We start from the raw sequence: 13,107 nt of genomic DNA, 5'->3' as shown, positions 1-13,107 counted from the left end.
GCGCCAGTCCTTTCCTCCAGATGGCCCGGACATGGCAACCGCAAACGCATCTTCTTCCGCAAAGTCTGACCGGAATGGATCGAACCCGGACGGCTCCCCGGCCAACGGCGCGCCACCGCGCGGGCGGCGGCGCTGGCGTCTGGTCCTGCCGGTCGTGGCGCTGCTGGTGGCCGTCTTCGCCTATTTCTGGCCGGCGCTTCACGGCTACGCGATCACCGGCGCATCCTACGGCGCGCGGGTCGGCTGTTCGTGCCGCTATGTCGGCGGGCGGACGCTCAGCGATTGCCGCAACGATTTCGAGGCGGGCATGGACATGATCACCCTGTCCGACGATCCACAGGCGCGCAGCGTCACCGCCCGCTTCCCGCTGCTGGCCCGGCAAACCGCGACATACCGTGAGGGATCGGGCTGCGTGCTCCAGCCCTGGAACGACTGATCCGGGAGCGGATCAGGCCGCGTCCTGCCAGCGGCCGGTTGCCGCGATCCAGCCGCCGCCGATCACGCGATCCCCGGCATAGAGCACCGCCGCCTGCCCCGGCGCCACGCCGTATTCCGGCTGCAGGAACCGGATGGTGGTTTCCGCGCCATCCCCGAACGGGCCTTCGAGCACCACCGGCACCGGCTTGGCCAGCGACCGCACCTTGGCGGTTAGCGGCGTATCCTGCGGCAGGGCGCCGATGCGGTTGGTCTCGATGATTCGCGCCTGGCCCACGGCAAGCATGGCTTTCGGCCCCACCAGCACGCGCCGGTGCGGCGCGTCGAGCGCGGTGACATAGAGCGGTTCGGGCTGGCCGCCGATCTCCAGCCCGCGCCGCTGGCCGACCGTATAGTGGATGATGCCGCGGTGCTGGCCGAGCACTTCGCCGGTGGCAGCATGGACGATCTCGCCCGGCGCGTCGCCTTCGGGGCGCACCGAACGCACGACGCGCGCGTAATCGCCATCGGGAACGAAGCAGATGTCCTGGCTGTCGGGCTTGGCCGCCACGCCCAGGCCCAGGTCGGTGGCGATCCGGCGCGTCTCGGTCTTGGGCAGGCCTCCCAGCGGAAAGCGCAGGAAGGCGAGCTGTTCTTCCGTGGTGCCATAGAGGAAATAGCTCTGGTCGCGCGCGGGATCGAGCGCGCGGTGCAGTTCCGGCCCGGCCGCGCCGTTCACGCGGCGCACGTAGTGCCCGGTGGCCAGGCAATCCGCGCCCAGTTCGCGCGCCATGCGCAGCAGGTCGGTGAATTTCGGCCCCATGTTGCAGCGGATGCAGGGAATCGGCGTGCGGCCGGCCAGGTAATCGTCGGCGAATCGTTCGACCACTTCCTCGCGAAAGCTCGATTCGTGGTCGAACACATAATGCGCGATGCCCAGCCGGTCGGCCACGGCACGGGCATCGCGGATGTCGTCGCCCGCGCAGCAGGCGCCCTTGCGCCCCGTGGCGGCGCCGTAATCGTAGAGTTGAAGCGTCACCCCGATCACTTCGGCGCCGCTGGCGGCGGCGAGGCCCGCTACGACCGAGCTGTCCACGCCGCCCGACATCGCCACGACGATCCGCCGCGCGCTCAATGGCTGCGGCAGATCGAAAAATGTAGCGTAATCGTAAACGGAGGAAAGACTGGCCATGCGCCGTCCCATAAGCACATTTGCGGAGGGAATGCAGGAAAAATGCGCAATTCCCGGCCTTGCCCGGCTGGTGCGCTGGACGATGGAAGCAATTAATTGCCGCCAGAATGGCTATTCCTAACTCTTGGTAAAGGCGGCCTTTACCGTCCCTTATGACTGCCCGGGCTAGAGACCCGCTCATGGAAATGGGATTCAACGATATCCGGCCACCGGGTGATTCGTGCCTCGTCGAAAGCGGGGGGCAGGGCGAACGCCTGCGTCCGCTCGGCTGGCACGAACTGTGCGCGCGTCTGGTCGCGGCGCAGGATCTGCGCAAGGCGGTGAAACAGGCGTTGCCGGGCAGCACCACGCTGCAAGGCGGCGCGAGCTTTCACGGGCTTGCCGCACGGCTCCTGACGGGCGGCGAAAATGTTGAAACTCCCGTTAACCCAACCCGTTCAACGAATGGCAAAGCGGAAGGAGGAACATTGCCGGCGAAGCAAACGCCGCCCTCCCCCCCTGTCGAGCCGAGCTGATCGACGAGTATTGCCATGATCGAGAACCAGAAAATCAGACCGGCGCAAGTTATCGGACCTCTCGGCGAACCGCTGACGGTCGATAGCCTGCCGCCTCCCAACACCAAGCGCTGGGTCGTCCGGCGCAAGGCCGAAGTCGTCGCCGCCGTCAATGGCGGGCTGCTGACGATCGACGAAGTGTGCGAACGCTATAGCCTGACGATCGAGGAATTCGCCTCGTGGCAGCGGGCGGTCGACCGTTCCGGCATGCAGGGCCTGCGCGTGACGCGCATCCAGCACTACCGCGATCTGTACGAGCGCCAGCTCAAGTACTGACGCTTTTTTACCGGTTATCCACGGGCAGCCGCTCCTGTTTTCAGGAGCGGCTGTTTCCGTTTGGGCAATGCCGGTCCCGAAACGGACCGCGCGCGCTCCGCTGCCGCGATCACGAATACCTACCCGGACGGCCACCTTCGCCCGGCCGGACCGGTCCGCAACGGCGCAATGCCTTCAAGGGCATGGATCGTTCTTCGTCGAGCCAGAATTGCCACTCGTCGTTTCGACGTCTATTGCCATGAACAAAGGTGCCAAGCTTGCGCAGAAGGCCTGCTTGCAGCCACTGCCATACACGTATAATACACCTTGGTTTGAAGGAAGGGGCAGGTCTCCCCGGCCACCGTGGAGACCGACGCGTGAAATCGATGAACTACGAAACCAGCATCAGTGCGGACATGAACGACGCCGGCCGGCAGGCGGATGCCGCCCATGCGGGTGTCGCGTCGGGTTACATGGAAGTCGGGCGGACCGGCGGCGGATGGTCGCGCGGCCGCGTGCTGCTGGTCGTGGCACTCGTCCTGCTCGCGCTGGGCGGCGCCTACTACCTCAAGCACCGCAATGCGGCAGCGACCGCAAGCGCGGAGCAGGGCGGGGCGCAGGCGCAGACGGTCACGGTCATCACGCCCGGCATGACCTCGGTGCAGGGCACCATCGTCGCCAGCGGCACGATCGCCGCGCGGCGCGAGATGCCCGTCGGCGTCGCCGGCGAAGGCGGCAAGGTGGCGAGCGTGCTGGTCGACGCCGGCGACTGGGTGCAAGCCGGGCAGGTCCTGGCGGTCATCGACCGGTCGGTGCAGGCCCAGCAGGTCGAAAGCCAGGCCGCCAACGTGGAAGTGGCCGCAGCCAACGCCCGGATCGCCCAGTCCAATCTCGATCGCGCGCTCAAGCTTGTCGACAAGGGCTTCATTTCCAAGGCCGACGTCGATCGACTGACCGCCACGCGCGATTCGGCAATGGCGCAAGTGCGCGTGGCGCAGGCCACGCTGGGGCAGTTGCGTGCCAGCACCGCGCGGCTCAACATCCTGGCGCCCGAAGCGGGCCTTGTGCTGACGCGCGGCGTGGAGCCGGGGCAGGTGGTCAGCAGCGGCAGCGGCGTGCTGTTCCGCATCGCCAAGGGTGGCGAACTGGAAATGCAGGCGCGTCTGGCCGAAGCCGACATGGCGAAGCTGTCCGTTGGCGTCAGCGCGGACGTGACCCCGGTGGGCACGGCCACGCCGTTCACCGGCCAGATCTGGCAGTTGGCGCCGACCATCGACGCGACCACGCGCGAAGGCATCGCCCGGATCGCGCTGCCGTACAACGATGCGCTGCGGCCCGGCGGTTTCGCCAGCGCGACGATTCGCAGTGGCACCGTCACCGCACCGATGCTGCCCGAATCGGCGATCCTCAACGATCAGAACGGCGCCTTCGTCTATGTCGTGAACAAGGATGACAAGGTGGAACGCCGCCCCGTGAAGGTTGGCGATGTGACGGCGGCCGGCATCGTCGTGCGCGAAGGGCTGAACGGCAGCGAACGCATCGTGCTGCGGGCGGGCGGCTTCCTCAATCCGGGCGACAAGGTGCGCCCGGTGGCGGGCGGGAAAACGGCAGCCAAGCCGGCCACCGGCCACTGATCCGGAGCCCCGCGCCATGAACTTCCGCAACATCTCGGCATGGTCCATCCGCAACCCGGTGGTCCCCATCGTCCTGTTCCTGGGGCTGACGCTGGCCGGGCTGGTTTCGTTCATGGGCATGAAAGTCCAGAACAATCCGGACATCGAGTTCCCGATGGTGATCGTCGAGATCTCGCAGCCGGGCGCGGCGCCGACCGAAATCGAGAACCAGATCACCCAGAAGGTCGAATCCAGCGTCCGCACGATCGCCGGTGTGGATACGATCACCTCGACGGCATCCGAAGGCAGCAGCCAGACGATGGTCCAGTTCAAGATCGGCACCGACATCAACGCCGCCGTCAGCGAGGTGAAGAACAAGGTCGACCAGGTGCGCGGCGAACTGCCCGATGGCATTCTGGAACCGTCGGTGTTCAAGGCGGAAACCTCGTCCGATCCGATCGCCTATTTCGCGGTTTCGGCCGACGACATGACGATCGAGCAGCTTTCGTGGTTCATCGACGATACCGTAGCCAAGCGGCTGCTGGCGCTGCCCGGCATGGCCGAAGTGGCGCGCTCGGGCGGCGTCAACCGCGAAATCGCGGTCACGCTCGATCCGATGCGGATGAAGTCGCTGGGCGTTACCGCCAACCAGATCAACGCCACGCTGCGCCAGGTCAACCTGAACGCCGCCGGCGGCAAGGCCGAAGTGGCCGGCGCGCGCCAGTCCGTGCGCGTGCTGGGCAATGCGCGGTCGGCCTTCGACCTTTCGCAGACGCAGATCGCGCTCAGCGGCGGGCGCACCGTGAAGCTGGCCGACGTGGCCGACGTGCGCGACAGCTTCAGCGAAATCACCTCCATCGCCAAGTTCAACGGCAAGCCGGTCGTCACGTTCAGTATCGCGCGCGCGCGCGGTGAATCCGACGTCAGCGTCTATGACGAAACGGTCAAGGAACTGGCCAAGCTGCAGGCGGAGCAGGGCAACAAGGTCCGCTTCCAGCAGCTGTTCAGCAGCGTGGGCTACACCAAGGACGAATACCGCACGTCGATGTCGTCGATGGTGGAAGGCGCGGTGCTGGCGGTCATCGTGGTGTTCTTCTTCCTGCGCGATTGGCGCGCGACGATAGTTTCGGCGATCGCCATCCCGCTGTCCGCCATCCCCACGTTCTGGGTGATGAGCCTGATGGGCTTCACGCTGAACACCATGTCGCTGCTGGCGCTGGGCCTGGTCGCGGGCGTGCTGGTGGACGATGCGATCGTGGAGATCGAGAACATCGTCCGGCACATCCGCATGGGCAAATCCGCTTATCAGGCCTCGATCGACGCGGCGGACGAGATCGGGCTGGCCGTGCTGGCCACGACGTTCTCGATCGTCGCGGTGTTCTTCCCGGTGGCGCTGATGCCGGGCGTTTCCGGCCAGTTCTTCAAGAACTTCGGCATGACCGTAGTGGTGGCGGTGCTGTTCAGCCTGCTGGTGGCGCGCATGATCACGCCGATGGTCGCGGCCTATTTCCTGAAAGCGCACGGCCATGCCGAACATGGTGGCGGGCCGTGGATGGACCGCTACATGAAGATCCTGACCTGGTCGCTCGATACGTCGCGCGTGCAGGCCTACCTCGCCTCGGTCCGCGCGCGGGGCATCCGTCCCGGCTTCCGCCACTGGACCATGGCGCGCCTGCGCGACCATCGCCTGTGGATGATGGGCATCGGCTTTGCCGCGCTGCTGCTGACCGGCGTGATGTTCATGGTGATCCCGCAGCAGTTCTTCCCCGATACCGACAACGATTTCAGCACGATCACCATCGATATGGTGCCCGGCACCACGATCGAGCAGACCGAACAGAAGGTGGACGAGGTGCTGGCGCTGGTGAAGGACCAGCCCGACCTGGGCGTGGCGCTGGAGCGCATCCGCGAAGGCAACGGCCGCGTGTTCCTCAACTGGAAGAAGGACCGCAAGGAAAGCAGCCTCGTCCTCGAGCGCAAGCTTACGCCGGTGCTGCAGCAGGTTTCCGACGCGCGCGTCAACTTCCAGTCGCAGAACGGTGGCGGCCCCGGCGGCGGATCGGGTCGGCCGATCAGCGTGATGCTGTCCGGCTCCGATCCCGAACTGCTGCAGAAGACCGCACAGACGCTGGTCGAACAGATGAGCGGGTTGAAGGAAGTGGTCGCGCCGCGGATCAGCGCGGACTTGCGCCGTCCCGAAATCGTGATCACGCCGCACATGGACCTTGCCGCCTCGCTGGGCGTGACCACCCAGGCGCTGAGTCAGGTGATCCGCATCGCCACGCAGGGCGAAATCGACCAGAACAGCGCCAAGTTCTCGCTGTCCGACCGGCAGGTGCCGATCCGGGTGAAGCTGCCGGTCCTGTCGCGCCGCGATCTGTCGACGTACGAGAACCTGCCAGTGCCCACCGCATCCGGCGGATCGGTGCCGCTGGCCCGCGTGGCGACGATCTCGTTCGGGTCCGGCCCCACCACGATCCAGCGCTACAACCAGAACCGCCGCGTCTTCGTTGGCGCGGACCTGCCGCCAGGCGTGGTCAAGGGCACGGCCGACAAGGCGATCAAGAACCTGCCGATCATGCGCAACCTGCCGCAGGGCGTGTCCAACGCGCCGGCGGGGGAGGACCGCTGGCAGCAGGAAATGCTGAACAACTTCTTCGTCGCGCTGGCCGCGGGCGTGCTGCTGGTGTTCTCGGTGCTGGTGCTGCTCTACCGCCGCTTCATCTCGCCGCTGGTCAACATGGGCTCGCTGTTCCTGGCGCCGCTGGGCGGGCTGCTGCTGTTGCTGGTGCTGGGGCAATCGCAATCGCTGCCGGTGTTCATCGGCATCCTGATGCTGTTCGGCATCGTCGCCAAGAACTCGATCCTGCTGATCGACTTCGCGATCGAGGAAATGGAAGCCGGCACGCCCAAGCTGGCGGCGATCCTCGAAGCCGGGCACAAGCGCGCGCAGCCGATCGTGATGACCACAGTGGCGATGGTGGCGGGCATGGTGCCCACCGCGATTTCGCTGGGCGGCGACGGCGGCTGGCGCGCGCCGATGGGCACGGTGGTGATCGGCGGGCTGACGCTGTCGACGCTGCTTACGCTGCTGATCGTGCCGGCGGGCTTCAGCCTGGCCGACGGCGTCGAGAAGCGCATCGGCCCGTGGCTGGGCCGGCGCGTGCTCACGTACGATCCGCATGATCCCCGGCACAAAACCGCCGACGGAGCGTTACCGGCCGAGTGACGGATTTCTCCGACGATCCGGCGGGGGAGGCGATGCCTCCCCGCGCCTCTTCCCGGACCCGCACGGCCGCGCGCCTGAAAGGGACACTTCTTCCCGATGATCGGGCCGATGACCGCGCACGCCGGCTGCGCCTGTTCGCGACCGGCCTGCTGCTCGTCATGGCTGTGCTGTTCTTCCTCGCCCGCCAGGCCGAACAGGGCGGCGGACCGCCCGCGTGGGGCTTCCTGCGCGCCTTTGCCGAAGCGGCGATGGTCGGCGGGCTGGCCGACTGGTTCGCGGTGACGGCGCTGTTCCGGCATCCGCTGGGGCTGCCGATTCCGCACACCGCGATCATCCCGGAAAACAAGGACCGCCTGGCCGATTCGATGGCGGCCTTCCTGCGCGAAAACTTCCTGACCCCGCAGGTGGTGGCGCGGCGGCTTGCCGGCATGAACGCGGCGGCCATGGCGGGCGGCTTCCTGGCCGATCCGCGCGGCGGAGAGGGCCGGGTGCGCGCCGGTGCCGCCAATCTGGTGGCCGATGTGCTCGAATCGCTCGATCCGGAAAAGCTGGGCGGCCTTGCCAAGGGGGCCTTGCGCGGCCAGATCGCGAAGTTCGATCTGGCACCGCTGCTGGGGCAGCTGCTGGGCGCGATGATCGCCGATGGCCGGCACATGCCGGTGATCGAGGGGCTGGCGCGCCGCGCGGCGCTGGCGCTGGAAGCGAACGAGGAGCTCGTCCGCGCCATGATCCACGATCGCGCCAACGCGATCCTGCGCTGGACCGGTCTGGACGAACGGCTGGCCAACGGGATTCTCGATGGCCTGTACAAGCTGCTGGCGGAAACCGTGGTGATGCCGGACCATCCGCTGCGCCGGAAGATCGAGGAAGGCCTGGAGCAACTCGCGCACGATCTGGTGCATGACGAGGCGATGCGGGCGCGGGTGGAGCGGATGAAGGAAGAAGTGCTGGCCAATCCCGCCTTCGCCGCCTGGCTCGATGCGGTGTGGGAGCGCGGGCGCGCCGGCCTGCTGAAAGCGGTGCGCCAGCCCGATGGCGTCCTCTCGGGCCAGTTTGGCGCCAGCCTGGGCGAGCTGGGCCGGGCGCTCCAGCACGACGCGCGGCTGCAACTGCTGGTCAACCGCTTCGCCCGGCGCACGCTGGTAGGCGTGGCAACGCGCTATGGCGGGCAGATCGTGCGGCTGGTATCGGAAACGGTGCGCCGCTGGGATGCGCGCACCGTGACCGACCGGATCGAGGGCGCGGTCGGCCGCGATCTCCAGTTCATCCGCATCAACGGCACGCTGGTGGGCGGGCTGGTCGGTGTTTCGATCCATGCCGTGGACGTGCTGCTATGAACGACGACGAACCCTTCCTGCTGACCGAACGCCTGGCCTTGTGGAAGCCGCGCGCGTCCGACCGGGCCGAACTGTTCGCGATGGTCGCGCCGCCCGAAGTCCGGCGCTTCCTGGGCGATCGTCCCACGAGCGAGGCGGACGAGTTCGCACGGCTGATCCGGAACGCCGGAAGCTGGGCGCTCTATGGCTACGGCACGTTTATCTGCCGCGACCGCGCCGACGGCCGGCTGGTGGCGCTGTGCGGCCTGTTCCATTCGTGGCGCGGCTTCGGCAAGGGGCTGGACGACGCGATCGAGGCGGGCTGGATCGTGGCGCAGCCGGATTGGGGCAAGGGCATCGCCGGCGAGGCCATGCGCGCGGCCATCGCCTGGTTCGACGCCGCGATCGGCCCGCGCCGGATCGCCTGCATGATCGAGGAAGGCAACGACGCCTCGCTCGCGCTGGCCGCCCGGCTGGGCTTCGTGCGCTATGCCGTGGAGGACATGGGCGAGGAACGCCCGCTGATCCTGCTGGAACGGCTGCCGGAAGGCGCTGCGTCCTAGGCGGCTATCTGGACACGACAACGATTGCAGGCTTTGGATATCAGAAACCCCGCTCGTCCTGAGCCTGTCGAAGGACGCGCGCGGTGCTGGCCTTGTGCGCGAAACTGCCTCAGGATCGACCGTATCGTGCGTCCTTCGACAGGCTCAGGACGAGCGGGGGCGGTCCGCTTCCATCCTATTGCCTATCGGAGCGGCCATTCCGGACACGGCGCGATTGCGGACGTTGAAAAGCGGCTGTCGAAGTTGCATGCTACGAGATGATGTTAGGAGACGTGCTCTTCTGTGTGATCATGTGGGCCGTCACCATATTCATGTTCAACCGGCTCTACGTGATAGTGCGTTACGGGGCGATCACGGTCAAAGGCGTGACCTATTCCCGGCGCGATGCTCCAATCATGTATTGGATTCAAATGGCACTCATTATCTGTGGGCTATTCATGATCGGCGGTATCGCAATTCTCGTTTCCCTCGCCGATCTAGGGGTGAGGTCTTAGGTTAGCGCGAGAATGAAAGTTTGTTGAGCGTCGAATTCCCCCGCCATTTGAAACTCTCGCTGACGCTCCCAAAAAGCTGGTTGTCAGGAGCTTATAGGAACCGAAATGGGTGATCCGGGAATAGGCTTTGCTGGACTGTTGGGGGTTGTCATGTCGGCCACTTGGGCATGGAGGGTGACGCGAGGTGTTCGGACCGGAAGAATAAGGTATGACGGCCCGTATGGATTTTCGTACATTATCTTTTCACGAACTGATAACCCTTGGAAGTTCTGGTCCACAGTTGTTTGGTATTCGGGACTCAGCGCATTAGGGTTTGTTGTGGGCGTGATGGGACTGTACATGGCTCACCATTGAAGGCTGCCAGTTCAGAAAATTGGAAAGTCCGCTCTCCCCGCCATCCACCCCCTGAACTTCCCAGACGAAACCAGACCATCAAACCGCACGTACCCCCTCCTCCCGCCTAAATCGTTGCATCTGCAACCGGAGTCCGCCAGTCTCCGCGCGGGACTGCGCTGGAGACGGGAAAAATTGGCATGAAACAGGGTTTTGCAGCGCTGGCCGCGCTTGTGCTGGCGCAGGCCGTGGCGCCGGGCGTGGCGCTGGCGGAGACGGTCTATGTCCGCGCCGGGCGGCTGGTCGATACCGAGAAGGGCGCCGTGCTGCCCGCGCGCCTGATCCGCGTCGATGACGGCCGCGTCGTTTCCGTGACGGCGGACGGGCCGGTTCCGCCGGGCGCGAACGTGGTCGACTGGTCGGCCTATACCGTGCTGCCGGGCCTGATCGACATGCACGTTCACCTTGCCGATCTGGAGCAGAGCGAGAACGTGGCCGAACCGCTGCTGCACGCGCCCATGGAGATCGCCTATATCGGCGCGCGCAACGCCCGGCGCACGCTGCTGGCGGGGTTCACCAGCGTCCATGATGTCGGCTGTTTCCGCGCATTCGCCGATGTCGAACTGCGCAACGCGATCAACCGGGGCGACGTGATCGGCCCGCGCATGAGTTCCGTCGGCGCCTATGTCACCATCCCCGGCGGCGGCGGCGAGGTGACCGGCTTCGCGCCCGACGTGAAAGTGCCCGACGACATGCGCGCGGGCGTGGTCACCGATGCCGCGAACACCGTGGAGAAGGTCAACTACCTGTTCCAGCACCGCGTGGATTCGATCAAGCTGATCGCCACCGGCGCGGTGCTGGCGCAAGGCACCGAACCCGGCCAGCAGGAACTGACCGAGGAAGAGATGCATGCCGCCGTGACCACCGCCGCCGCGCGCGGATCGTGGGTGACCGCGCACGCGCACGGCGCGGAAGGCATCAAGTCCGCCATCCGCGCGGGCGTGAAATCGATCGAGCACGCCTCGCTGATCGATGACGAGGGCATCGCGCTGGCCAAGGCGAAGGGCGTGTTCCTCGACATGGACATCTACAACGGCGATTTCATCAACGATTACGGCAAGGCCCACGGCTGGCCGGCGGACATGCTGCGCAAGAACGTGGACACCACCGACGCGCAGCGCGAAGGATTTCGCAAGGCGGTGAAGGCCGGGGTGAAGCTGACCTTCGGCACCGACGCGGGCGTCTATCCCCACGGCCTGAACGCGCGCCAGTTCAAGTACATGGTCCGCTACGGCATGACGCCGATGCAAGCTATCCAGTCCGCCACCACGGTTTCGGCGGAGCTGCTGGGCTGGTCGAAGGACGTCGGCGCGCTGTCCCCCGGCCATTTCGGCGACATGATCGCGGTGAGCGGCGATCCGCTGGCCGACATCACCGTGCTCGAAAACGTGCAGCACGTGATGAAGGGCGGCGACGTGGTGAAATGAGGCGCTGAAGCAGGCCCTGAATCAGGCGCGGCCGGACAGGTCCAGCGTCAGGCACTGGCTGAAATCGTCGATCACGTAATCGGCAAAGGCGGGGCACGGCACGAAGCCATGCTTGCGATAGAGCCCGACCGCGGGGTGGAACGGTTCGGTGCGCCCGGTTTCGAGGCTGACCCGGGCGTAACCCCGGCGCCGGGCCTCGGACAGGAGATGCACCAGCATCGCCTCGCCCACGCCGTGCCCGCGCCATTCCGGGGCGGCGCGCATCGATTTCAGTTCGCCATGATCGTCCGACAGGTGCCGCAAGGCGCAGATGCCGGCGATGGCTTCCCCGATCCACGCCGACCAGAAGGTGACGTCCGGCTGGCGCAGCGCCGTCACCGGCAGGGCGTGGACCTTGTCCGCCGGCGAATGCCGCTGCATGTCGGCCAGATGGTACGCGACCAGGGCCTGTACCTCCTCGCCCGTCAGATCGTCCTCGACGAAGCGCAATGCGGTGATGCCCTGCCGGTCCATGCCCATTCTCTTGTCCGTGACTGTTTTTCAGGGACATGCTGCCCCATCCGGTTTCATCTGCTATCGCTTCCGGCATGACCGAGACAAGCGAAAGACGCGCGGATTCCGCTCTGCGCTGGAGCATTGCGATTCACGGCGGCGCCGGATCGATGCGCCGCGAGACCATGGACGAGGCCGCGCGGGCAGCGCACGAGGCGGGGCTGTGCGCCGCGCTCGATGCCGGCCGGGCGGTGCTGGCGGCGGGTGGCACCGCGCTGGATGCGGTGGGCGCGGCGGTGGCGGTGCTGGAGGACGATCCGCTGTTCAACGCCGGGCGTGGATCGGTGTTCACCTATAACGGCATCAACGAGCTGGACGCGGCGGTGATGGACGGGACGACGCGCCAGGCCGGGGCGGTGGCGGGCGTCACCCACGTCCGCAATCCGGTGCGGCTGGCGCGCGCGGTAATGGACCACAGCCCGCACGTGCTGCTGGCGGGGGCCGGAGCCGAGGAGTTCGCGCGCGAACAGGGGATCGAACTGGTCGATCCCGACTGGTTCGCGACCGAGGAACGCTGGCGGCAGCTGCAGGAACTGAAGGCGAAGAAGCTGGGCTGGTTCGACGATGGCTTGAAGTATGGCACGGTCGGCGCCGTGGCCTGCGACCGCCACGGCCACGTGGCGGCGGCGACGTCGACCGGGGGGCTGACCGGCAAGCGCTGGAACCGCATCGGCGATTCGCCGGTGATCGGCGCGGGAACCTATGCCGACGATCGCGCGGGCGCGGTCAGTTGCACCGGATCGGGCGAACAGTTCATCCGCGCCGGCGTGGCGCACGAAATCTGCGCGCGGATGCGGCTGGCGGGCGAAAGCGCGCAAGGCGCGGCCGACGCGGTGCTGGCCGAAGTGGGCACTATGCGCGGCGTCGGCGGCGTGATCGTGGTGACCCCTGCGGGCGAAACCGTGTTCGCCTTCACCACCCCTGGCATGTTCCGCGGCCGTGCCGACCACGCGGGGCTCTACGAGACCGCGATTTTCGGGATGGCGGGCAGCAAGGATTGATTGACTCCGTTTCGGACCGGGCGCAGCTTTCGTGACGCCATGGGGCCGAGAGAATAACGGGAAGCCCGACACCACGGCATGGTCCACGCGGGGAGGGGACGCCC

At 66.6% G+C, this 13,107-nt stretch carries 13 protein-coding genes; 11 read left to right on the top strand and 2 right to left on the bottom strand.

Annotated elements, in window-relative coordinates:
- Positions 1-31 precede the first annotated feature (31 nt).
- Positions 32-436 carry a hypothetical protein gene (locus F1640_RS09565; RefSeq protein ID WP_194918918.1) on the top strand — a complete coding sequence of 135 codons (405 nt, stop codon included), beginning with the start codon at positions 32-34 and terminating at the stop codon, positions 434-436.
- A gap of 12 nt (positions 437-448) precedes the next feature.
- On the opposite strand, the gene mnmA is transcribed toward F1640_RS09565, so the two are convergent.
- Positions 449-1,606 carry a tRNA 2-thiouridine(34) synthase MnmA gene (gene mnmA, locus F1640_RS09560; RefSeq protein ID WP_194918916.1) on the bottom strand — a complete coding sequence of 386 codons (1,158 nt, stop codon included), beginning with the start codon at positions 1,604-1,606 and terminating at the stop codon, positions 449-451.
- On the opposite strand from mnmA, the gene F1640_RS25205 reads away from it, so the two are divergent.
- From F1640_RS25205 to F1640_RS09520, 9 genes are all read left to right on the top strand, one after another.
- Positions 1,605-1,727, top strand: coding sequence for a hypothetical protein (locus tag F1640_RS25205; RefSeq protein ID WP_255530328.1), 123 nt, complete (start codon positions 1,605-1,607; stop codon positions 1,725-1,727). The two genes, mnmA and F1640_RS25205, sit on opposite strands and share 2 nt — an antisense overlap.
- A gap of 58 nt (positions 1,728-1,785) precedes the next feature.
- The gene (locus F1640_RS09555) at positions 1,786-2,121 is read left to right on the top strand and encodes a hypothetical protein (RefSeq protein WP_124809896.1); all 336 of its coding nucleotides are present in this window, start codon (positions 1,786-1,788) and stop codon (positions 2,119-2,121) included.
- Positions 2,122-2,136: 15 nt separating this feature from the next.
- The gene (locus F1640_RS09550; protein WP_124809897.1) at positions 2,137-2,436 is read left to right on the top strand and encodes a DUF1153 domain-containing protein; all 300 of its coding nucleotides are present in this window, start codon (positions 2,137-2,139) and stop codon (positions 2,434-2,436) included.
- Between the two features lie 365 nt (positions 2,437-2,801).
- On the top strand, positions 2,802-4,049 hold the full coding sequence (locus F1640_RS09545) for an efflux RND transporter periplasmic adaptor subunit (RefSeq protein WP_125954289.1): 1,248 nt from the start codon (positions 2,802-2,804) through the stop codon (positions 4,047-4,049).
- Between the two features lie 16 nt (positions 4,050-4,065).
- A complete protein-coding gene (locus F1640_RS09540) occupies positions 4,066-7,257 on the top strand; it encodes an efflux RND transporter permease subunit (RefSeq protein WP_194918914.1) in 3,192 nt (1,063 codons plus the stop codon).
- A 125-nt stretch (positions 7,258-7,382) separates the two neighbouring features.
- Complete coding sequence (locus F1640_RS09535; protein WP_206694811.1) at positions 7,383-8,594, top strand: DUF445 domain-containing protein; 1,212 nt, start codon at positions 7,383-7,385, stop codon at positions 8,592-8,594.
- Complete coding sequence (locus tag F1640_RS09530; RefSeq protein WP_194918911.1) at positions 8,591-9,136, top strand: GNAT family N-acetyltransferase; 546 nt, start codon at positions 8,591-8,593, stop codon at positions 9,134-9,136. Before F1640_RS09535 ends, F1640_RS09530 begins: the two co-directional genes overlap by 4 nt.
- A gap of 284 nt (positions 9,137-9,420) precedes the next feature.
- Entirely contained in the window at positions 9,421-9,630 is a 210-nt protein-coding gene (locus tag F1640_RS09525; RefSeq protein WP_194918910.1) for a hypothetical protein, read from the top strand.
- 533 nt (positions 9,631-10,163) lie between these two features.
- Positions 10,164-11,450, top strand: a complete 1,287-nt coding sequence (locus F1640_RS09520; RefSeq protein WP_194918908.1) for an amidohydrolase family protein — start codon at positions 10,164-10,166, stop codon at positions 11,448-11,450.
- 21 nt (positions 11,451-11,471) lie between these two features.
- On the opposite strand, the gene F1640_RS09515 is transcribed toward F1640_RS09520, so the two are convergent.
- Positions 11,472-11,969, bottom strand: a complete 498-nt coding sequence (locus F1640_RS09515) for a GNAT family N-acetyltransferase (RefSeq protein WP_375336189.1) — start codon at positions 11,967-11,969, stop codon at positions 11,472-11,474.
- Between the two features lie 68 nt (positions 11,970-12,037).
- Between F1640_RS09515 and F1640_RS09510 the strand changes: the two genes are divergently transcribed.
- Positions 12,038-13,003, top strand: a complete 966-nt coding sequence (locus tag F1640_RS09510) for an isoaspartyl peptidase/L-asparaginase family protein (protein ID WP_194918904.1) — start codon at positions 12,038-12,040, stop codon at positions 13,001-13,003.
- The last annotated feature ends 104 nt before the right edge of the window (positions 13,004-13,107 follow it).

It is taken from the genome of Novosphingobium sp. NBM11, from assembly GCF_015390225.1.
Classification (GTDB): domain Bacteria; phylum Pseudomonadota; class Alphaproteobacteria; order Sphingomonadales; family Sphingomonadaceae; genus Novosphingobium.
This window is presented reverse-complemented; position numbering and strand designations above follow the sequence as displayed.

What these genes read in the sequence shown, in the direction of transcription:
- F1640_RS09530 (WP_194918911.1), top strand. Translation starts at nt 8,591, where the DNA reads ATGAACGACGACGAACCCTTCCTGCTGACCGAACGCCTGGCCTTGTGG.
- F1640_RS09540 (WP_194918914.1), top strand. Translation starts at nt 4,066, where the DNA reads ATGAACTTCCGCAACATCTCGGCATGGTCCATCCGCAACCCGGTGGTC.
- F1640_RS09515 (WP_375336189.1), bottom strand. Translation starts at nt 11,969, where the DNA reads ATGGGCATGGACCGGCAGGGCATCACCGCATTGCGCTTCGTCGAGGAC.
- F1640_RS25205 (WP_255530328.1), top strand. Translation starts at nt 1,605, where the DNA reads ATGCGCCGTCCCATAAGCACATTTGCGGAGGGAATGCAGGAAAAATGC.
- F1640_RS09555 (WP_124809896.1), top strand. Translation starts at nt 1,786, where the DNA reads ATGGAAATGGGATTCAACGATATCCGGCCACCGGGTGATTCGTGCCTC.
- F1640_RS09520 (WP_194918908.1), top strand. Translation starts at nt 10,164, where the DNA reads ATGAAACAGGGTTTTGCAGCGCTGGCCGCGCTTGTGCTGGCGCAGGCC.
- F1640_RS09545 (WP_125954289.1), top strand. Translation starts at nt 2,802, where the DNA reads ATGAACTACGAAACCAGCATCAGTGCGGACATGAACGACGCCGGCCGG.
- F1640_RS09550 (WP_124809897.1), top strand. Translation starts at nt 2,137, where the DNA reads ATGATCGAGAACCAGAAAATCAGACCGGCGCAAGTTATCGGACCTCTC.
- mnmA (WP_194918916.1), bottom strand. Translation starts at nt 1,606, where the DNA reads ATGGCCAGTCTTTCCTCCGTTTACGATTACGCTACATTTTTCGATCTG.
- F1640_RS09510 (WP_194918904.1), top strand. Translation starts at nt 12,038, where the DNA reads ATGACCGAGACAAGCGAAAGACGCGCGGATTCCGCTCTGCGCTGGAGC.
- F1640_RS09565 (WP_194918918.1), top strand. Translation starts at nt 32, where the DNA reads ATGGCAACCGCAAACGCATCTTCTTCCGCAAAGTCTGACCGGAATGGA.